Annotated in this window: 19 protein-coding genes; 8 read left to right on the top strand and 11 right to left on the bottom strand. The window is 68.3% G+C overall.

Features of this window, described 5'->3' with window-relative positions; all coding sequences use genetic code 11:
* The 4 genes from FHD68_RS11500 to FHD68_RS11485 form a co-directional block, all read right to left on the bottom strand.
* On the bottom strand, positions 1–862 hold an 862-nt coding region (locus FHD68_RS11500; RefSeq protein WP_139085733.1), incomplete at its 3' end, for a DNA polymerase III subunit delta.
* A 3-nt stretch (positions 863–865) separates the two neighbouring features.
* Entirely contained in the window at positions 866–1,360 is a 495-nt protein-coding gene (gene lptE, locus FHD68_RS11495; protein ID WP_127897421.1) for an LPS assembly lipoprotein LptE, read from the bottom strand.
* Positions 1,347–3,884 (bottom strand): leucine--tRNA ligase, encoded by a 2,538-nt coding sequence (leuS, locus tag FHD68_RS11490; protein ID WP_127897422.1) that lies wholly within the window; start codon positions 3,882–3,884, stop codon positions 1,347–1,349. Before leuS ends, lptE begins: the two co-directional genes overlap by 14 nt.
* Positions 3,885–4,044: 160 nt before the next feature.
* The gene (locus FHD68_RS11485) at positions 4,045–4,530 is read right to left on the bottom strand and encodes a DUF3576 domain-containing protein (protein WP_139085731.1); all 486 of its coding nucleotides are present in this window, start codon (positions 4,528–4,530) and stop codon (positions 4,045–4,047) included.
* Between the two features lie 292 nt (positions 4,531–4,822).
* Between FHD68_RS11485 and FHD68_RS11480 the strand changes: the two genes are divergently transcribed.
* Together FHD68_RS11480 and FHD68_RS11475 are read left to right on the top strand one after the other, a co-directional pair.
* Positions 4,823–5,851 (top strand): porin, encoded by a 1,029-nt coding sequence (locus FHD68_RS11480; protein WP_164871369.1) that lies wholly within the window; start codon positions 4,823–4,825, stop codon positions 5,849–5,851.
* 72 nt (positions 5,852–5,923) lie between these two features.
* Entirely contained in the window at positions 5,924–6,583 is a 660-nt protein-coding gene (locus FHD68_RS11475; RefSeq protein WP_127897425.1) for a YggS family pyridoxal phosphate-dependent enzyme, read from the top strand.
* On the opposite strand, the gene FHD68_RS11470 is transcribed toward FHD68_RS11475, so the two are convergent.
* Together FHD68_RS11470 and ribA are read right to left on the bottom strand one after the other, a co-directional pair.
* On the bottom strand, positions 6,571–7,047 hold the full coding sequence (locus FHD68_RS11470) for a L,D-transpeptidase family protein (RefSeq protein WP_127899241.1): 477 nt from the start codon (positions 7,045–7,047) through the stop codon (positions 6,571–6,573). The genes FHD68_RS11475 and FHD68_RS11470 overlap by 13 nt on opposite strands.
* 5 nt (positions 7,048–7,052) lie before the next feature.
* Complete coding sequence (gene ribA, locus FHD68_RS11465) at positions 7,053–8,111, bottom strand: GTP cyclohydrolase II (protein ID WP_127897426.1); 1,059 nt, start codon at positions 8,109–8,111, stop codon at positions 7,053–7,055.
* A 135-nt stretch (positions 8,112–8,246) separates the two neighbouring features.
* Here ribA and FHD68_RS11460 point away from each other — a divergent pair, with 135 nt between their 5' ends.
* The gene (locus FHD68_RS11460) at positions 8,247–8,933 is read left to right on the top strand and encodes a response regulator transcription factor (RefSeq protein WP_127897427.1); all 687 of its coding nucleotides are present in this window, start codon (positions 8,247–8,249) and stop codon (positions 8,931–8,933) included.
* A 165-nt stretch (positions 8,934–9,098) separates the two neighbouring features.
* Here FHD68_RS11460 and FHD68_RS11455 read toward each other — a convergent pair whose 3' ends face one another.
* Both FHD68_RS11455 and FHD68_RS11450 read right to left on the bottom strand, forming a co-directional pair.
* Complete coding sequence (locus FHD68_RS11455) at positions 9,099–10,070, bottom strand: glutathione S-transferase family protein (protein WP_127897428.1); 972 nt, start codon at positions 10,068–10,070, stop codon at positions 9,099–9,101.
* Between the two features lie 57 nt (positions 10,071–10,127).
* Positions 10,128–11,444, bottom strand: a complete 1,317-nt coding sequence (locus tag FHD68_RS11450; RefSeq protein ID WP_127897429.1) for an MFS transporter — start codon at positions 11,442–11,444, stop codon at positions 10,128–10,130.
* Positions 11,445–11,562: 118 nt separating this feature from the next.
* Here FHD68_RS11450 and FHD68_RS11445 point away from each other — a divergent pair, with 118 nt between their 5' ends.
* Positions 11,563–12,348 carry an exodeoxyribonuclease III gene (locus FHD68_RS11445; protein WP_127897430.1) on the top strand — a complete coding sequence of 262 codons (786 nt, stop codon included), beginning with the start codon at positions 11,563–11,565 and terminating at the stop codon, positions 12,346–12,348.
* Here FHD68_RS11445 and nhaC read toward each other — a convergent pair.
* Positions 12,345–13,841 carry a Na+/H+ antiporter NhaC gene (gene nhaC / locus FHD68_RS11440; RefSeq protein WP_127897431.1) on the bottom strand — a complete coding sequence of 499 codons (1,497 nt, stop codon included), beginning with the start codon at positions 13,839–13,841 and terminating at the stop codon, positions 12,345–12,347. The genes FHD68_RS11445 and nhaC overlap by 4 nt on opposite strands.
* 136 nt (positions 13,842–13,977) lie before the next feature.
* Between nhaC and trxA the strand changes: the two genes are divergently transcribed.
* Genes trxA through FHD68_RS11420 form a run of 4 tightly spaced genes read left to right on the top strand, consistent with a single transcriptional unit; the run spans position 13,978 to position 16,385 of the window.
* Positions 13,978–14,883 (top strand): thioredoxin, encoded by a 906-nt coding sequence (gene trxA, locus FHD68_RS11435; protein ID WP_371706106.1) that lies wholly within the window; start codon positions 13,978–13,980, stop codon positions 14,881–14,883.
* Between the two features lie 3 nt (positions 14,884–14,886).
* Complete coding sequence (locus tag FHD68_RS11430; protein ID WP_045983713.1) at positions 14,887–15,513, top strand: LON peptidase substrate-binding domain-containing protein; 627 nt, start codon at positions 14,887–14,889, stop codon at positions 15,511–15,513.
* The gene (locus FHD68_RS11425; protein WP_045983714.1) at positions 15,510–15,701 is read left to right on the top strand and encodes a Trm112 family protein; all 192 of its coding nucleotides are present in this window, start codon (positions 15,510–15,512) and stop codon (positions 15,699–15,701) included. Before FHD68_RS11430 ends, FHD68_RS11425 begins: the two co-directional genes overlap by 4 nt.
* Before the next feature lie 24 nt (positions 15,702–15,725).
* On the top strand, positions 15,726–16,385 hold the full coding sequence (locus FHD68_RS11420; RefSeq protein ID WP_127897433.1) for a rhomboid family intramembrane serine protease: 660 nt from the start codon (positions 15,726–15,728) through the stop codon (positions 16,383–16,385).
* Positions 16,386–16,410: 25 nt separating this feature from the next.
* On the opposite strand, the gene FHD68_RS11415 is transcribed toward FHD68_RS11420, so the two are convergent.
* On the bottom strand, positions 16,411–17,274 hold the full coding sequence (locus FHD68_RS11415; protein ID WP_164871370.1) for a DUF2268 domain-containing putative Zn-dependent protease: 864 nt from the start codon (positions 17,272–17,274) through the stop codon (positions 16,411–16,413).
* A gap of 37 nt (positions 17,275–17,311) precedes the next feature.
* Positions 17,312–18,945 (bottom strand): DNA translocase FtsK (locus FHD68_RS11410; RefSeq protein ID WP_280115170.1); only part of this gene is annotated, 1,634 nt, incomplete at its 5' end.

Here is an 18,945-nt window from a genome sequence, read left to right as displayed (position 1 = left end):
GGTCGCGGCGGGGGCCGAAGACGGGTGGGCGCGCGCGGGCCAGCGCCACCCCCGGCCCCGCCGGGTCGGCAGCGGCCAGGTGCAGCGTGCGGAAATGGCGCAGCGCGCCGATGCACAGGGTGACGGGCGCGATCCCCTGCTGTTCGATCCGCCGCATCAGCGGGCCGAAATCGGCCTCGCGGCGTTCGGCGACGGTGTGGATCAGCTCGTCCAGGTCGGCCTCGATCGTGGCGGGCGCCAGCATGGCGATCTCCTCGACCGTCAGGGGGGCGGGGTCCTGGTACTTGTACAGGCCGATCTTCTCGACCGTCTGGCGCAGATCACCGGGGTCCAGCGCCCGCGCCAGAAGACCCAGTTCACGCATCGCGTCCCGCGGCACCTCGCGCAGGCCGGCATCCGCCAGCCAGCGGCCGATCTCGTCCTCGGAGGGCGGATCGTCATAGATGGGGGCCGTCACCGCCTGGCCATGCGTCTCGAACAGGCGCCGCAGGGATGACGACTTGGACAGGCCGGCCGCCGTGACCACGATCACCGCATCCCCTTGCCGCCAGCCTGTCAGCGCATCGCGGATCGCGTCGGTGGCCAGATCGGGCGTGTCCTCGACCACGACCACGCGGGGGCCGGGAAAGAACCCCACCTCGCGCACCGCGTCGATCAGCTGGGCGGGGTCCTTCTTCAGGCCCGCGCCGGGTATCCGGGTCAGGCGCATCTCCTCGTCGGCCTTCTCGCCGGTCAGGGCGCGCACGACCTCGGCCCGCTTCAGCGCCACGCGCATCGCGTCCTGCCCATAGATCAGCACCCCCGGCCGCGAGGGGTCGGGGCGGGCCAGATAGCGCGCGATCTCGGCCCCCTTCAGCAGCATGGATCAGTCCGGCAGGCCGGATGCGGCCGCCAGCAGGCGGATGACGACCTGATCGGCCAGCATCAGCGCCAGCCGCTCGCGCGCGTCGCCCTCGGCCGCCAGGGTCGAGATTGTGGTCCCGGTGGTGGAATAGGACGTGAAGCTGCTGACGCGTCCCTGGGTGATCACCGCACCCCCCGGCCCGGTCAGCGCGAAATCGGCGGTGCCGTTCAGCGAATAGCGGGTCGTGACCTCATCGGGCGTGATGGCCTGCGCGACGACGCCCGCGCTGATGCGGTAATGCAGGTCATAGATGGCCGCGTCCTCGGGGCCCAACCGTTCGGCCAGGCGCCGGTTGAAGACGAAGTCCAGCGGCGTGTCCGGGTCGCGCGGGCGGACCTTGCCGAACAGCTTGCCGCCCCCGCCCCCCGGCCCATAGACCGGCGACAGCCCGCAGGCCGCCAGCCCCGAGACGGCCAGCAGCCCCAGCAGGACCGCGCGGCGATCAGGCGACCACATTGACGATCCGTCCCGGCACCACGATCAGCTTCTTGACCGCCGCCCCGTCCAGGAACCGCAGCACGGTGTCGTCGGCCAGCACCAGCGCCTCGATCTCGGACTTGGGCATGGTCTTGGGAACGGTGATCTCGGCCCGGCGCTTGCCGTTGATCTGGATCGGAAGGGTCACGCTGTCGTCCTCCAGCAGGGCCGGGTCCGCCTTTGGCCAGCCTGCATCGACGACCATGCCCTGCCCGCCCGATTTCGACCAGACCTCTTCGGCCAGGTGCGGCACCATCGGCGCCATCAGCTGGGCCATGATCCGCAGGGCCGCGCGGCGCGCCTCGCCCCCGGCCTGCGATTTCGCCACAGCATTGGCCAGTTCATAGAGTTTCGCGACCGCCTTGTTGAAGGCAAAGCCCTCGATGGCCTTGGTGACATCCGCGATGGCGCGGTGCGCCGTGCGCGTCAGGTCGGCATCGTCGCCCCCTTCGGGAACCTCGTCGGCCAGGCGCCAGACGCGGGACAGGAACTTGAACGCGGCCTCCGCTCCGGCGGCGGTCCATTCGACGTCGCGTTCGGGCGGGCTGTCCGACAGCATGAACCACCGTGCGGTATCCGCGCCAAAGCTTTCGACGATGCTGACCGGATCGACGACGTTCTTCTTGGATTTCGACATCTTCGCGGACGGGATCACCTCGACCGCGGTGCCGTCGGCCAGACGCCCGTCGGTCACGTCCTCGGGCAGGTGATAGACCGGGCGCCCCCGGTCGTCGGTGGTGCGATAGATCTCGTGCGTGACCATGCCTTGCGTGAACAGCGCGTCGAACGGCTCTCGTGCCGTCTCGGGCAGATGGCCCGTCCTGACCATCGCGCGGGCAAAGAAGCGCGAATAGAGCAGGTGCAGGATCGCGTGTTCGACGCCGCCGATATACTGGTCGACGTTCATCCAGTATTCCGCATCCGCCCGGTCGGTCGGCGTCGCAGCCCCCGGCGAGGTGAAGCGCGCGTAATACCACGACGAATCGACGAAGGTGTCCATCGTGTCGGTCTCACGCCGCGCCGCGCCGCCGCATTTCGGGCAGGTCGCCTGACGCCAGGTCGGGTGGCGGTCCAGCGGGTTGCCCGGCACGTCGAACGTCACGTCCTGCGGCAGCAGCACGGGCAGGTTCGCTTTCGCCTCCGGCACCGTGCCGCAGGTCCCGCAATGCACGACCGGGATCGGACAGCCCCAATAGCGCTGGCGCGAGATGCCCCAGTCGCGCAGGCGGAACTTGGTCACGCCCTCGCCATAGCCCTCGGCCTCGGCATGGGCGATGGCGGCATCGACCGCCGCCTCGCCGGTCTGATCGGCCGCGCCCGCGAATCCGCGCACATAGGTCACGACCTCGGTCTTGGCGGGCACGAAGGGCGCCTCCGCCACCAGCGCATCGGCCGCGGCCTGATCCATGCCCGGCTGGCCAAAGGTCGCGCGGATCGGCAGGCCGTATTTCACGGCGAATTCGTGGTCGCGCTCGTCATGGGCCGGGCTGCCGAAGATCGCGCCGGTGCCGTAATCCATCAGCACGAAATTCGCGATCCAGATCGGCAGGCGCCAGCCCGCGTCCAGCGGATGCGCGACGCTCAGGCCGGTGTCGAAGCCCAGCTTGGGCGCGGTCTCGATGGCCTCCTCGGTGGTGCCGATGCGCCTGCATTCCTCGCGGAAGGCCTCGATCTCGGGGCGGCTGGCGGCCAGCTCCTTGACCAGCGGATGATCCGGCGACAGCGCGACGAAGCTCGCCCCCATCAGCGTGTCGGGCCGGGTGGTATAGACCTCGATCGCCTCATGGCCCGCGGGCGCATCGACCGTGGCAAAGCGGAACTGCAGGCCCCGCGACCGGCCGATCCAGTTGGCCTGCATCAGGCGCACCTTCTCGGGCCAGCCCTTCAGCCCGTCCAGCGCCTCCAGCAGCTCGTCGCTGTAATCGCTGATCTTGAAGAACCACTGCGTCAGCTCGCGCCGCTCGACCGTGGCGCCCGACCGCCAGCCCTTGCCGTCGATCACCTGCTCGTTGGCCAGCACGGTCATGTCGACCGGGTCCCAGTTCACCTGCGCCGACTTGCGCGTGATCAGGCCCGCCTCCAGCATGTCCAGGAACACCGCCTGCTGCTGCGCCACATAGGCATCGTCGCAGGTCGCGAATTCGCGGCTCCAGTCGATGGACAGGCCCAAGGGTTTCAACTGGTCGCGCATCGTCGCGATGTTGGCATAGGTCCAGTCGCGCGGATGGCCGCCCTGCTCCATCGCGGCGTTCTCCGCGGGCATGCCGAAGGCGTCCCAGCCCATCGGGTGCAGCACGCTGAACCCCTGCGCCCGCTTGAACCGCGCGACCACGTCGCCCATCGCATAGTTGCGCACATGGCCCATGTGGATGCGCCCCGACGGATAGGGGAACATCTCCAGCACATAGTATTTCGGGCGCTCGTCGCGGATGGCGGCAAAGGCGTCGGCATCGGCCCAGGCCGTCTGCCAACGGGCTTCGCTTGTCGCGGGATCATAGGGCATGGGGAACCTCGGGCATCATTCGTTGCCCGCAGGGTCTATACGCCCCGCCTGTGCGGGTCCAGATGCGGCCGACCGGAGCCCGTCGAATGCGACCGCCCGCGGGCATCGCGAAACACCGCCGGATGCCCCGCGATCGGGGCCCCGCTGCGCGGACGCGCCCTTACAGGCGGCCGTCCTGGATGCGCAGCTGGCGGGCGCGGGTCAGGATGGCATCCTCGACCGCGCGGACGGTGCCCGCCTCGACCGCGGCGGCGCCCGGCCCCTGCAGCGCCAGGCGCAGGCTGCGCGCATCCAACGCCGGGTCGCTGATCTGGATCGTCGCACGATAGGACCGTCCCCCGCCCGGAGGCGTACCGTAGCCGGTCTGGATCACGCCGGTGAACGGATCGATCGTCTGCACCGGCAGAAAGCTCAGCACGTCCAGACTGGCAGTCCACAGGTACTTGTTCACACCGACCATCTGGTCGGGGTTGCCCGAACGCACCAACAGGTCCTGAATGCGGGTCGAACGGGTTTCAGGCGCCATATCGGGGCTGTCGATCGGACCGCCCGCGGTTTGAACATTCCCACCCGATCCGCCACAGGCGGCCAGCCCCGCGCATAGCGTCGTGACGATCATCAGGCGCGTGGCGCGTGCATAGGTCATTCCAGTCCCCCGGAGGTCAGTTCAGTGGTGCATTCTCTTGGGGTCAGCATTAGCCCGGATCGGCGCTGCGAAACAAGCGACTTGAGGCGAACACCCTGTCCGCGCCGCCCCGGCGGGGCCTGTCCCGACAGGCCGTCCAGGGCAGGTGTGGCCCAAGTGCATCACGGAAATGGGCAAAGAAAACAGCAGACGCTTGATTCCGTTGCATCACAATCGCGAAAGAGTGAAACCAATTGCATACCCAGGGCGGGACAGCTGGCTTGGGCAACAGAGAGACAAGAGGGAACACACCATGAAGAAGGCACTTATCGCCTCGACCGCGCTGGTCCTGACCGCCGGCATCGCCGCAGCAGACGTCACCATCTCGGGTTATGGCCGTACCGGCGTGCAGTATTACGAAGATGGTATCATCACCGTCGGCGGAAACGACACCCAGGTCATCTCGCGCCTGCGGATGAATATCGATGCATCGACCTCGACCGACCAGGGCGTCGACTTCGGCGCACGCTTCCGCCTGCAGTGGGACCAGGGCAACAGCAGCCGTGGTAATGACGCATCGACCAACGCAGGCAAGGTCTTTGTGACCGCCAGTGGCCTGACGGTCGAAGTCGGTAACGTCGACACTGCGCTGGACTCTGCTGCACTGGTTTATGCTTCGGAGCTGGGCGCGTTCGACCGTTCGACCGGTGGCAACTTCCTGGGCGCATTCTTCGCCTATGAATCCTCGCCCTACAGCAACAATGACCGCCTGGGCATCGCTGCGCGTTACGCGCTGGGCGACGTCACTCTGCGCGCCTCGTACATCGACCCGGACCAGAGCGGCCTGTTCGAAGATACCCTTGACGGCACTGTGCCCACCAAAGAAGAGTTCAGCTTGGCAGCTGAGTATGTCTGGAACGAGCGGCTGGAACTGTCCGCCGGTGCATCTCTGAACGCAGCCGGTTGGGAAGATCATGACGTGTACTTCGTGGGCGCCCGCTATGCCGTTCTGGAGAATGCCCGCGTCGGCCTGAACTACTACGCCAACGGCGACGTTGGCAGCATCAGCGGCGTAGACAGCAGCAACGCGGATTTTGTCAACGTCATCGACGATCTGGGCAACACGGTCACCCTGTACGGCGACTATACGCTGGCCGACGGTCTGACCAACATCGAAGCCTATGTTGCCAACAACGACGGCGACTGGACCCAGAAGGAAACCGACGTGTCCTTCGGCATCGGCGCAAACTACGACCTGGGCGGCGCCCGTCTGGGTGCCTCGCTGCAGCGCGACTATCAAGAGCGTGTTTCGGCCGACATGGGCGTTCGCTTCGACTTCTGATCCTTCGCGATCAAACGTCACACGGAGAGAGCGGGCCTTGCGCCCGCTCTTTTCTTTTTGTCAGGTGGGATCATGGGACTGGACGACATCACCCGCCGCATCCGCGCGGCCGAATCTGCCGCAGGGCGCGCCCCGGGCAGCGTCACGCTGATCGCGGTCAGCAAACTGCAACCACCCGAACGGGTCGAGGGCGTTCTGGCCGCGGGCCACACCGTCTTCGGAGAGAACTACGTCCAGGAGGCGCAGGCCAAGTGGCCTGCCTGGACCGCGGCGCATCCGGGTGTGTCGGTCCACATGATCGGGCCGCTGCAATCGAACAAGGCGCGGGCCGCCGTGCAGCTGTTCGACGCGATCCACACGCTGGACCGCGTGACGCTGGCCCGCAAGCTGGCCGCGCAGATGGCCGAACAGGGCCGTCGCCCGCAGCTGTTCGTGCAGGTCAATACCGGGGACGAGCCGCAAAAGGCCGGCATCCTGGCGGATGAGCTGCCCGGTTTCCTGGCGTTGTGCGCCGAGCTGTCGCTGTCGCCTGAGGGCCTGATGTGCATCCCGCCCGACGGCGAGGATCCGGCACCGCATTTCACCCTGCTGCGCGACCTGGCGCGCGACCACGGCCTGCCCGGCCTGTCGATGGGCATGAGCGCCGATTTCGAGACTGCCATCGCCCATGGCGCGACCCATGTCCGCGTGGGGTCGGCGATCTTCGGGGCGCGGAACGCTCAGGGCACGTAAAGCGGCGTGCCCGGGGGCGCGTGACGCGCGATCCACATCAGGTCGCGGCGGGCAAAGGCGATGCAGCCTTCGGTCCCGAAACCAGGGCGGCGCCACTGGTGCAAGAAGATCGCGGATCCCCGCCCCGGAACCGCATCCGCATTCCAGTCCGTCGTCAGGATCAGGTCGTACAGCGGGTCGGCGCGGCGCAGCCGTTCGTGGCTGGCCGCAAGCGGCGCGCGGGCGTGCTGGTTATAGGCCGCATGGCCCGGATCGTCACACCATAGATCGCCCGGCCCGATCACCCGCGCCCAAGGCGCCGGGCGGGCCAAGCGGTCCGGGCGGTACCACAGCCCGGTGATGCGATGGCGGCCCGAAGGGGTGGCGTGATCGCCCTCGCGCTTGGCGGGGGTGATCCCGGCGCGGCCGATGCTGCAGGGAATGACGCGGCCCAGAAAACGCAGCCCCTGCGGGGTCAGCACCATGCCGGTCACAGCAGATGCCCCGACTTTTCGGCCTTCACATCCAGATAGCCGGTGTTGTGACGGTTGCGCGGCACGACCAGCGGCACCCGTTCGGGGACCGCGATGCCATGGGCCTGCATCATCGCCACCTTGCGCGGGTTGTTGGTCATCAGGCGCACTGCGCCGAAACCCAGCCGCCGCAGCAGCGCCGCGCCGATGCGGAAGTCGCGCTCGTCATCCTCGAATCCCAGGCGGTGGTTCGCTTCGACCGTGTCAAAGCCCTGGTTCTGCAGGTCATAGGCGCGCATCTTGTTGGCCAGCCCGATGCCCCGCCCCTCCTGGTTCAGGTACAGCAGCACCCCCGCCCCCGCCTGCCCCATCGCGGCCAGCGCGGCGTTCAGCTGCGGCCCGCAATCGCATTTCAGGCTGCCCAGCACGTCGCCCGTGAAACAGGCCGAATGCAGCCGCGCCAGGACGGGCGCATCGCGGGGCGGATCGCCGATCTCGATCGCGTAATGCTCCTCTCCACCGTCATCGGGACGGAAGATGTGCAGCCGCGACCGCTCCGCCGACAACAGTGGCAGGCGCGCCGCCGCGACCGGGGCCATCGCGGCCTCGGCTGCAAGCTGCGCAAGAACCGGACCCGGAGGCAGGCGCGTCAGGCCCGGCGGCGCGGGGGCCGCGACCATCAGCATGGCAGGCAGCAGCTGCGCCGATTTCGCCAGCGCCAGCGCCGCGCGATGGGGTCCCGCATCGCCGTCGCGCAGGGTGGTCAGTGGCCCCTTCATCGGGGTCATCAGGTCGCCTGCGGGATCGGCCACTGCCCGCAGCCACGCCAGATCGGCCCCCACGGGCAGCGCAACCCGCGCCAGATCGCCGTCATAGGCGCGCGCCTTGAGCGTTTCGGCCCGCCGTCCGGTCAGGGCCAGGACGGCGGGGCCAAGCGCGCGCAGATCGGCCAGACGCGCGGGCGACAGCGTCTCTACCGCGGCAGCCAGATGGTCGCCCAAGGCCACCGGCAGGCCCATGCGCAGGTCGGCGCGGGCGCGGGCGATGGTCTCGGGCAGGGTCGGGATCAGGCTCATGGGGCCACGCATTCTTGAAACAGTCTGAAACATAACGCACCGATCCGACAACTCCATGTGAGGATTCGCACATGGTGCTGGACGGTCCGGGCCGCGACGCCCAACTCATTGCGCAATGACGCAAAGGAGGCAACCATGGCCGGACTGAAGAAGATCCTGCTTGTCGATGACGAGGAAGACCTGCGCGAGGCCCTGGCCGAACAGCTGGTCGCGACCGACGATTTCGACGTGACCGAGGCCGGCAGCGGCGCCGAGGCGGTCGAAGCCACCAAGAACGCGATCTTTGACCTGGTGGTCCTGGATGTCGGCCTTCCCGACACCGACGGGCGCGAGCTGTGCAAGAAGCTGCGCAAGCTGAACGTCAAATGCCCCATCGTGATGCTGACCGGGCATGACACCGATGCCGACACGATCCTGGGCCTGGATGCGGGCGCCAACGACTATGTCACCAAGCCGTTCAAGTTCCCGGTCCTGCTGGCCCGCCTGCGCGCCCAGCTGCGCACGCATGAACAGTCCGAGGACGCGATCTTCCAGCTTGGGCCGTACACGTTCAAGCCGTCGATGAAGATGCTGATCGACGCCAAGGACCGCAAGATCCGCCTGACCGAGAAGGAGACCAACATCCTCAAGTTCCTGTACCGCGCGCAGGACGGGGTGGTGGCCCGCGACGTGCTGCTGCACGAGGTCTGGGGATACAACGCGGGCGTGACCACGCACACGCTGGAGACGCACATCTATCGCCTGCGCCAGAAGATCGAGCCGGATCCGTCGAATGCGCGCCTGCTGGTCACGGAATCGGGCGGCTATCGCCTGGTCGCCTGAGGCATCGGCGGGTTTCTGCGCAGACAACTTTGCCGGGAACCCAAGCCCTGATGTGACGTTCTGTCCCCGAAGCCCAGTGGTCGGCGGATGCGGCCACACCCCTCCCTCTCTGTTCTGCCCCGGCGTTCCCTGCGCCGGGGCTTCTTTTTTTGGGCGGCCGTCCAGTCAGCGCCCGTGCGGCACGGTCCAGTCCGCGTCCGGACCGATGGGCACGATGCGGTGCGGATTGATCATGTCGTGGCTGTAGTAGTAGTGCCGCATGAAATGATCCGGATGGATCGTCCGGGCGACGCCCGGCCACTGGTACAACTCGCGTGCCCATCCCCACAGGTTCGGATAGTCGACGATGCGGCGGCGGTTGCACTTGAAATGCGTGTGATAGACGGCATCGAACCGGACGATGGTGGTGAACAGCCGCCAGTCGGCCTCGGTGATGCGGTCGCCGGTCAGATAGCGGTGTTCGGCCAGCAGCCCCTCGATCCCGTCCAGGCTGTCGAACAGCGGATGGACCGCCTTGTCATAGGCCTCCTGGGTGGTGGCGAAGCCCGCCTTGTAGACGCCGTTGTTGACGGTGTCATAGACGCGGTCGTTGATCGCCTTGATGCGGGCGCGCAGGGGTTGGGGCCAGTAATCGTCCGTGTTGCCGGTCACGCCGTCAAAGGCGCTGTTGAACATGCGGATGATGTCGGCGCTTTCGTTCGACACGATCCGGCCGGTCTGGCGGTCCCACAGGACGGGGACGGTGACGCGTCCCGACATGTCGGGCGTGTCCTTCAGATAGACCTGGCGCAGATAGTCCAGGCCGAACTGCCGGTCGCCCGTGGCGCCGTCGAAATCGGTGCGGAATTCCCATCCCTCGCTCAGCATCTCGGGGTGGACGACCGAGATGTCGATGTGATCCTCCAGACCCTTCAGCGCGCGGAAGATCATCGTGCGATGCGCCCAGGGACAGGCATGGCTGACATAGAGGTGATAGCGTCCCGATTCGGCCGCGAACCCGCCGTCGCCCGTCGGCCCCGCCTGCCCGTCCGAGGTCACCCAGTTGCGGAACTTGGCCGTGTCGCGCTTGAACTCTCCCCCGGTGCTGTCGGTGTCATACCATTCGTCCTTCCAGACGCCGTCGACCAGCTGGCCCATGTGAACTCCTTTCGGTGATGTGACGGGGCAACGGGCGGGGGGCCGCCTTGTTCCCCGTCACCCGATGGCGCGGTCGCGGGTCTCGATGCGGATCATCAGCAGGGCCGCCGCCGCCAGCAGCAGCAGCACGGCGAAACTGCCGATGGCCAGGCCAAAGCCGCGCGCAAAGACGACGGCCAGCAGGCTGGGCGCCAGGATGCCGCCCAGGCGGGCGACCGCGCTGGCCGTGCCCATGCCCGTGCCGCGCAGATGCGTGGGATAGAGTTCCGGCGTGAAAGCATAGAGCGCGCCCCAGGTGCCCAACAGCGCAAAGCTCATCACGATCAGGGCGGTGGCGACCAGGGCGGGGCTGCTGGCCAGGGCGAACAGGCCGCAGCCCAGGGCCGACAGGACCAGGAAGGCCGCCAGCGTGGGGCGACGGCCCACCGCCTCGACCCCCCACGCCGCCAGCGCGTATCCCGGCACCTGCGCCAGTGCCAGGATCACCAGGAAGCCGTATCCGCGCACGAAGCCGAAGCCTTCGGTCGCCAGCTGTCCCGGCACCCAGACAAAGACGCCGTAATAGGACAGCGACACCAAGAACCACACCGCCAGCACGCCGATGGTCGCGCGCCGCAGCGGGGCCGCCATGATCGACGCGGCACCTCCCGACGGCACCGGCGCGGGACGCAGATGCGCGTTGGCGGGCAGCGGCATCGCGCCGTTCACGGCCAGCACGCGGTCGATGACGGCGCGCGCCTCAACCTGGCGGCCCTTGCGGACCAGGTACATCGGCGATTCCGGAATCCAGAACCGCAGGAAGAACCCGATCAGCGCCGGCATCGCCGCGACAAGGAAGATCCAGCGCCACGGCGCGACGGCCCCCATGCTGGCGGCGGCCCAGGCCGTCAGGGCCACGACGATGGTGCCCACCGCCCAGAACCCCTCCAGCCAGACCAGCCAGCGGCCGCGGTTCCTGGGCGGCAGGAATTCGGCCATCATCGCATAGTCGACGGGCAGCGTGCCGCCCACCGCGACCCCGGTCAGGAACCGCAGGATCAGCAGCCAGGTGAAATCGCCGGCCATCACCGATGCCAGCCCGAACACGGCGTCCATCGCGACGGTGCCGATCAGCACCCATTTGCGCCCGATCCGGTCGGCCAGTCGGCCGAAGGCAAAGGCGCCGACGAACATGCCCAGGAAGAACACCGTCCCGATCTGCAGCGCGGTCACCCGCTCCAGGCCGAAGGTCGCGGCGACCGAGGGTGCGGCGAAACCCACCGCGATCACCTGCATCGCGTCCGCCGCCCAGACCAGGCCGAAGATGCCCAGCAGGCGCCACTGGAACCGGCCCGTGCCGCCGCGCGTCAGCGCCTCGTCGATGGTCAGTTTCATGGCCGTCCCCCCTTGTCCCAACAGCCCCTTGCATAGCGCGCGGGGATCATATGGCAAGCCTGCGCCTCGACAGGCCGGGGTCGCGCCGCTAGGGTCCGCGCCCAAAGGAGCCTGCCCCATGTTCACCATCGCCACCTGGAACATCAACTCGGTCCGCCTGCGCGAGGGTCTGGTCGCCCGCCTGCTGGAGGAGGAGGCGCCCGACGTGCTGTGCCTGCAGGAATGCAAGTCGCCGGTGGACAAGATCCCGCTGACCCGGTTCGCGGACCTGGGATACACGCATATCGTGGCGCGGGGGCAGAAGGGTTACAACGGGGTGGCGATCCTGTCGCGCCTGCCGCTGGAGGATGCGGGCGACCGCGATTACGCGCAGCTGGGCCATGCCCGGCACGTGGCCGCCCGGCTGGAGAACGGCGTGGTGATCCACAACATGTACGTCCCCGCGGGCGGCGACATCCCCGACCGCGAGCAGAACCTGAAATTCGGGCAGAAGCTGGATTTCCTGACCGAGATGCGCGACGTGTTCCACGCCGAGCGCCCGACCCGGTCGATCCTGGTGGGCGACCTGAACATCGCCCCGCGCGAGGACGACGTCTGGTCGCACAAGCAGCTGCTGAAGATCGTCAGCCATACCCCGGTGGAGGTCGAGCACCTGCTGGCCGCGCAGGATGCGGGCGGTTGGGTGGACGTCACCCGGCAGGACATCCCGCAGGGGCTGCTCTACAGCTGGTGGAGCTATCGCGCCAAGGACTGGGACGCCGCCGACAAGGGCCGGCGGCTGGACCATATCTGGGCCACCGCCGACATTGCAGGCGCAGCCCATGGCAGCCGCATCCTGCGCCCCCTGCGGGGCTGGGAGGGGCCCAGCGACCACGTCCCCGTCATGGCCAGCTTCGACCTCTAGGCATTTTCGCCCAGGGCGTGATCGCCCAGGTCCAGGACGTCCTCGTTCTGGCGGTCCCACTCGCGGCGTTCGGCATCGGTCGCCTGGGGCGAGAACCAGCCGGTGACCGCGTAGAGGATGCCGATCAGCGGCGCCGTCCAGCAGGCGAAGGCCAGCGGGATGTACAGCAGGTTCGTCAGGTTGCCGTCCATCACACCCAGCGACAGGGCGGTGATGACGAAGGCCCCGCCCGCGTTCCACGGGATCAGCGGGGACATCAGGGTGCCCCCCTCCTCGACCGCGCGGGACAGGTTCAGCGTGGAATAGCCCATGCCGCGGTACAGCGGCGCATACATCCGCCCCGGCAGCGCGATCGAGATATAGGGATCGCCCGCCACCACGTTGGTGGCAAAGGCGGTCGCAATGGCGCTGCTTTGCACGGCGGTAAAGCTTTTGACGCGGCTGATGATGGCGTTGATGATCGCCTCCAGGCAGCCGGTCCGCTCCAGCGCGCCGCCGAATCCCAGCGCGATCAGCATCAGCGAGATGGTCCACATCATCGACTGGATGCCGCCCGCGTTCAGCAGGCTGTCGATGTCGGCCACGCCCGTCTCGATCGCGTAACCGGACTGGGCATAGGTGAAGACGTCGTGCAACCCCGCGCCCTGCAGAAAGATCGCGATGGTCCCGCCCAGCAGCACCCCCGCGAACAGCGACGGCAGCGGCGGGCGGCGCGTGACGGCCAGCACGATCACCACCAGCGCCGGGATCATCGGCACCCAGCCCAGCGTGAACTGCGCGGCCAGCGTGTCGGTGATCGCGTCGATGCGCGCCATGCTGGTCTCGGCGGGAGAGATCAGCCAGGTCCCCGCGATGAAATAGATGACCAGCGCGATCAGCATCGCGGGCACGGTCGTGGGCAGCATGTTGCGGATGTGATCGAAGATGTTCACCCCCGTCACCGCCGGCGCCAGGTTCGTCGTGTCCGACAGCGGAGAGATCTTGTCGCCGAAGAACGCCCCCGACACGACCGCCCCCGCCGTCCAGTAGGCCGGGATGCCGAAACCCGCGCCGATGCCCATCAGCGCCACGCCCACGGTGCCTACGGTTCCCCAACTGGTGCCCAGGGACAGCGACACGACCGCACACAGCACCATCGCCGCGACCAGGAAGATCTGCGGGTTCAGCAATGTCAGACCGTAATAGATCAGCGTCGGCACCGTCCCCGACGCGATCCAGACCCCGATGATCATGCCCACCACGATCAGCACCGACAGCGACGGCATGGACACGTGGATGACGTGGAACACCCCCTCGCGGATGTCCATCCACCCCTGCCCGCGCAGGACGCCCAGAAGGCCGGTGATGGCCAGCCCCAGGATCAGTGGGATGTGCGGGGTGAAATCGCCGTAATAGAACAGCTGCAGCGCCAGAAGGCCCAGCGTCAGCACGATGGGCAGCACGGCCAGCCACAAAGGCGGCAGGCCCGGCCGGGTCGGGGGGGTCTCTGTCATGGTCATGTCCCTCATGTCTTCACACGGCCGTGAGGCCTGCGTGATCGCAACGCGCAAACCGGCCCTTTCGTTCAGCCGCCAAGCGCCCCATATTGCGGGGAACACGCCAACCGAACCATGCGGGGCCAGGATGACCATGCTTTTCGAGGGGGCCCAAGCGCCCAAGACCGACGACTTCATCAAGGACGTGACCGAGGCCACCTTCATGGCCGAGGTGGTCGAGGCGTCGATGCAGGTGCCCGTCATCGTCGATTTCTGGGCGCCCTGGTGCGGCCCCTGCAAGACGCTGGGCCCCGCGCTGGAGGCCGAGGTCGCCCGCCACAAGGGCCGCGTGCGCATGGCCAAGATCAACGTGGACGAGAACCAGACGATCGCGGGCCAGCTGCGCGTGCAGTCGATCCCGACCGTCTATGCCTTCTTCCAGGGCCAGCCGGTCGATGCCTTCCAAGGCGCGGTGCCCGCCAGCCAGGTCAAGCAGTTCGTCGACAAGCTGGCCGCGATGTCGGGCGATGACGGCGGCCTGGCCGACGCCCTTGCCGCGGCCGAGCAGATGATCGAGGACAACGAGGCCGCCGACGCCATCGAGACCTTCACCGCCATCATCGGAGAGCTGCCCGACAGCCCCGAGGCCTGGGGCGGGCTGATCCGTGCCCATCTGGCCGCGGGCGACCATGCCGCCGCCGCCTCGACCCTGACGCAGGTGCCAAGCCCCCTGGCCCATGCCGGCCCGGTCGAGGCCGCGCGCGCCAAGCTGGCCCTGGCCCAGCAGGCCGCCAGCGCCGGTCCGTTGGACGATCTGGCCGCCCGTGTCCAGGCCGATCCGGCCGATCAGCAGGCGCGGCTGGAATACGCGCAGGCGCTGCATGCCGACGGCCAGCTGGAGGCCGCCATCGACATCCTTCTGGACAGCTTCCGCCGCGACCGCGAGTGGAACGACGGCGCCGCCAAGGCGCAGCTGATCACGATCTTCGACAGCCTCAAGCCCACCGACCCCATCGGGCAGAAGGGCCGCCGCCGCCTGTCCTCGCTGATCTTCGCCTGACCGATGGCGCTGCGTTTCGACCTGCCCGACCGCATCCCGCTGTTCCCGCTGCCCGGGGCCGTGCTGATGCCGCGGGCCCGCATGCCGCTGCACCTGTTCGAGCCGCGTTATCTGCAGCTGCTGGAAGACACGCTGAAGACCGATCACCGCCTGATCGGGATGATCCAGCCCGAGGGTGACGGCCTGTCCGCCATCGGCTGCGCGGGCCGGGTCGTGGCGTTCTCGGAAACCGGCGACGGGCGGATGATGATCTCGCTTGGCGCGATCTCGCGGTTTCGCCTGCAGGAGGTCGAGGAGGGCTTTGCCCCCTACCTGCAGGGCCGCGTCGACTGGTCCTCGTTCGGGCGCGACCTGTCCGGCCCGGAGCAGGATCCGACGCTGGACCGCAAGGCGCTGTTTTCGCTGCTGGACCGCTACATGCAGACGCAGGAGCTGTCGACGGACTGGGACGCCGCCGCCGAGGCGGAGGACGAGCTGTTGATCAATTCGCTGTCGATGATGCTGCCCTTCACCCCCGGCGACAAGCAGGCACTGCTGGAATCGCCCACCTTGGCCGACCGTCGCGAGCTGCTGGTCGGCCTGATCGAATTCGCCCTGCACGGCGGAGAGAACGAGGAACGCCTGCAATGACCGATGCCCCCCTTTTCGACCGCCACATGCTGGAGGCGCTGGTCTGCCCGGTGACCCATGCCACGCTCAGCTACGACGCCCAGGCGCAGGAGCTGGTGTCCCGCACGGCGGGGCTGGCCTTTCCGATCCGTTCGGGCATCCCGATCATGCTGATCGACGAGGCCCGCCAGATCCGCGCCGATGACTGACCCGCGCGCAGGGGCGTGACCGACATGGACCGCCCCGTGGCGATCCCGCGGGTGGCGGCCGCGCGCCGGCCCGAACCCGCCGCCCTGCCCCTGTGGCTGCGGACCGTCATCATCGCCTGCTGCATGATCGAGGCGTTCTGCTTTGCCGCGCCCATGCTGGGCCTGGGCAGCGTGCGAACGGCCTCGGTGATGCTGGGCGGCTTCTGGGCGCCGCTGGTGGGCGACGGGGTCGGACTCTATCCGGGTCAGGGGGTCGCGATGTTCCTGACCTACGGCCTGCTGCATTCCGGACCGCTGCATCTGGTGATGAACATGATCTCCCTGGCCGCCGTCGGCCGAGAGCTGGTGCGCATGATCGGATCGGCCCGCATGGCGCTGACTTATCTGCTCAGCCAGATCGCCGCCGGCATGGTCTTCGCCTGGATGGAGCCCGATGCCGGGCCGATGGTCGGCGCCTCGGGCGCGGTCTTCGGGCTGGCGGGGGCGCTGGTCGGCTATGCAGCGATCACCCTGCGCCGCCGTCACCGCCCGATGAGCCCGCTGGTGCGCGCCGTGGCGCTGATCTTGGGGCTGAATGTGGCGCTGACGCTGCTGATGCCGTCGATCGCCTGGCAGGCCCATCTGGGCGGGGGCGTGGCGGGCCTGGTGCTGGGGCTGATCTTTGCCCTGATCCCGCGCCGCTGACCCCCTGCCGACGCCGGTGCGGCCCTCAGCCGTCCTGGGGGGTCCGGGGGGCCTGCCCCCCGGCGTCGCGGGACGCAATCTGCGCGCTTTCGTCATCCGCCACCGCTGCGGTGGTGCTGTCCGTCGCAGGCTGTTCCACCGGGTCAGCGTCACCCGGATCGTCGCTGACCGGCGCATCTTCGATGGCTGCTTCCGGCTCAGCAGCGGCGGCATCGTCGCGGACGATGTCTTCGGGGTCGAAGGCGTCCTCGATCCCCTCGGCGGCCATCAGGCGCCGCAGCGCCGCGCGGAACTCCTCCGCGGGCTGCCAGACCAGCGATGCCGCATCCTGCCCCTCGACCTGCGCCAGGTGCTCGGCCACCAGGCGGTGCCCGATGCCATAGCCAGTCCATTTGCGCATCCGCCCACGCCCCAGGAACCACTCGCCGTGATCATAGTCACGGCGCGCCCACAGCCCCGCGGCCTGCTTCAGCGTGCCCAGCCCCGGCCGCGTCTGATCCCAGGGGTCTGGCGGCCCGCCCAGAACCTGCTGGACGAAATGTCCCGCCAGCCCCTCGCTGACCAGCGCCTCGCCCAGGGACCGACCGTATCCCGGCCCATCCCACCGCGTCAGGCGATGCAGTGCGTGGATCAGGGTGCGACGGAAATGCTCGGGCTCGACCCGGTCGGGGTCCAGCGTGATCTCGATGATGCCGGGGGCCGGGGCGTGGCCCGCGATGCCCCATTCGGGGATCACCCCGTCGCCCGCCCGCACCACAAGGTCGAACCGGGGCAGGTCCAGATGCGCCTCGGCCATCGCCACCATCTCGCGCGCATGGGCGCGGATCTCGGCCATGACGGGCGTCAGGGCGCTGCGGGCGTTCAGCATGTGCAACTGCCAGATCGTCATGGCCACATCCCGTTCTGGCCGGTCCCTACCGCGGTCATCAGACCTCGGGGACCAGCACCTCGCGCTTGCCGACATGGTTGGCGCTGCTGACCACGCCCTGCTCCTCCATCTGCTCGACCAGGCGCGCGGCCTTGTTGTAGCCGATGGCCAGCTTGCGCTGGATATAGCTGGTGGAGCATTTGCGGTCCTTGGCCACGATCATCACGGCCTGATCATACAGCGCATCGTCCGATCCGTCGCCGCCCAGGCCCAGCACCGCGTCGATGTCGTCGGCCTTGTCGTCCTCGGGGCCCTCGACCACGCCCGACTTGTAGCTGGGCGGCCCAAAGGATTTCAGGTGGGTCACGATCTCCTCGACCTCCTCGTCGCTGACGAAGGGACCGTGGATGCGGGTGACGCGCGCGCCGTTGCCCATGTACAGCATGTCGCCCTGGCCCAGCAGCTGCTCTGCCCCCTGCTCGCCCAGGATGGTGCGGCTGTCGATCTTCGAGGTGACCTGAAAGCTGACCCGCGTGGGGAAGTTCGCCTTGATCGTGCCGGTGATGACATCGACCGAGGGACGCTGCGTCGCCATGATCAGGTGGATCCCCGAGGCGCGGGCCATCTGCGCCAGGCGCTGGATGCAGGCCTCGATCTCCTTGCCGGCGACCATCATCAGGTCGGCCATCTCGTCGACGACCACGACGATATAGGGGAAGGTCTCGGGCTGGAACTCCTCGGTCTCCCAGATCGCGTCGCCGGTATCCTCGTCAAAGCCCGTCTGGACAGTGCGCTTGAACATCTCGCCCTTCTTCAGGGCCTCGGTGACGCGGCCGTTATAGCCCTCGATGTTGCGCACGCCCATCTTGGACATCTTGCGATAGCGGTCCTCCATCTCGCCCACGACCCATTTCAGCGCCACGACGGCCTTCTTGGGGTCGGTGACGACCGGGGACAGCAGGTGCGGGATGCCGTCATAGACGGACAGTTCCAGCATCTTGGGGTCGATCATGATCAGCCGGCATTCGTCCGGCGTCAGCTTGTAGAGCAGGCTCAGGATCATGGTGTTGATCGCGACCGACTTGCCCGACCCGGTGGTGCCCGCGATCAGCAGGTGGGGCATCTTGGCCAGGTTCGCCACGACGGGATCGCCGCCGATGTCCTTGCCAAGCGCCAGTGGCAGCGGCTGCGTGCCGTCGCCGAAGGCGCGCGAGGCGAAGATCTCGCGCAGCAGCACCTTTTCGCGCTTGGCGTTGGGCAGTTCGATCCCGATCACGGTGCGGCCGGGAACGGTGCTGACGCGCGCGGACAGGGCCGACATCGACCGGGCGATGTCGTCGGACAGCCCGATCACGCGGCTGGCCTTCAGGCCCGGCGCGGGTTCCAGCTCGTACAGCGTCACGACCGGGCCGGGGCGGACCTCGGTGATCTGGCCCTTGACGCCGTAATCGTCCAGCACCGCCTCCAGCATGCGGGCGTTCTCCATCAGCGCCTCGTGGGACACGGGCACCACGTCGCTGTCCGATGGCGCCGACAGCAGCGCCAGGGGGGGCCGCTCATAGGCGGGGCTGCCGCTGTCGTCGAACCGCAGGGCGGGCTCGGCCTCGGCCCGCGCGCTGCGCGAGGGTTCGGCGCGCTTGGCGGGGGCGATGATCTGGCGCGGCGTCTCGGCGCCGAAGGGGCGCGGGTCGA

It is taken from the genome of Paracoccus marcusii (assembly GCF_006151785.1).
GTDB classification, from domain to species: Bacteria; Pseudomonadota; Alphaproteobacteria; order Rhodobacterales; family Rhodobacteraceae; genus Paracoccus; species Paracoccus marcusii.
Note: the sequence above shows the minus strand (reverse complement) of the source record. Positions and strands in the feature narration are given on the sequence as shown.